The 1247-nt window shown below is 74.6% G+C and carries 2 protein-coding genes; both read left to right on the top strand.

The window, feature by feature from the left end; all coding sequences use genetic code 11:
- On the top strand, nt 1-411 hold a 411-nt coding region (locus GT042_RS17055; protein WP_272925726.1), incomplete at its 5' end, for a carboxyl transferase domain-containing protein.
- Between the two features lie 73 nt (nt 412-484).
- A partial coding sequence (locus GT042_RS39140; protein ID WP_161309572.1) for a DUF2510 domain-containing protein occupies nt 485-1247 on the top strand: 763 nt, incomplete at its 3' end.

Here is a 1247-nt window from a genome sequence, read left to right as displayed (position 1 = left end):
GCCACCCTCCCGGCCGGATACCGTACGGCGGCACGGCTGATCCGCCTCGCCGACCGGTTGGGCATCCCCGTCCTGACCCTGGTGGACACTCCGGGCGCGGCCAACGACGCCGGGGCGGAACGCGCGGGAGTGGGGGCGGCCGTCGCGGACGTCTTCGCGGCGGTGGCGACGGCGCGGGTGCCGGTCACCACCCTGCTGATCGGCGAGGGCGGCTCGGGCGGCGCGCTGGCGCTGTCCGCGCCGGACAACACGTGGGCCACGAAGGACAGTTACTTCTCCGTCATCGCGCCCGAACTCGCCACGGCGATCCTCAAACGCGATCCGGCCGAGGCGGGAGCGACGGCCGACCAGCTCGGACTGCGGCCACAGGACCTGCTGGAGCTGGGGGTGATCCGGGGGATCGTGCCGTGAACACCGACCTCCCCGTGCCAATTCTCATGGGCCTCTCACCGGCTTTTCAGTTGAAATGCTTAGGCTTGGGCGCGTGACTCATTCGACTCCCCCCGGCTGGCATCCCGATCCAGGGCACACAGGCGACGGCCCCCGCCTCGAACGATGGTGGGACGGATCGGCCTGGACCGAAGAGCTCCGTTCCGCCACGCCGGACCGGGAGCAGAACCAGGACCAGAACGAGAACCAGGATCCGGCCCCCGTCCCGGCCCCCGAAGCGGATCAGGCCCACGAACCGGATCAGGCCCACGTCCGGGACGCGGCCCTGGCCCAGGACGCGGGGCCGGCCCAGGACCCGGCTCAGGCGCAGGACCCGGACCGGCACGACCAGACCCTTGTCCAGGGGGCGGTCGACCGGCCCCAGGGCCCGGACCTGTTCAAGGGCGCGCCTCCCGCGCCCCTTCCGGACCCGGTCGACGGCCACCCGGCCACGGTCACGGCGCCGATCCCCCTCTCCGGTCCCGCTCACGGTCCAGGTCCCGTACCTCCCGCGCCGCCCGCCGGAGCGGGTTGGGGCCAGCCGCAGTACCCGCCGTATCCCCTGGGCGTGGCACCCGGGACGGCCCCCGGCACGCCGAACTGCAAGCGGCGGATCGCGTTCGGGGCGATCGCCGCCGTCGTGGTGCTGGCCGTCGCGGGCGGTTCCTTCCTCCTCGGGCGTGGCACCGACGACAACAGCGACCACACCTCCGCGGCGGGCGACGGAGGTTCCTCCGCGGCGCCGTCGCTGCCCGGCGTGCCCGGTCCCGGGCAGCGCGACCGGAGCCCCGCGCCCGACGCCCCGCCCGGACAGGGCG

Source organism: Streptomyces sp. SID3212 (assembly GCF_009865405.1).
Taxonomy (GTDB): domain Bacteria; phylum Actinomycetota; class Actinomycetes; order Streptomycetales; family Streptomycetaceae; genus Streptomyces.
The sequence above is the reverse complement of the archived record's forward strand: the minus strand, read 5'-3'. Positions and strand labels throughout refer to the sequence as shown.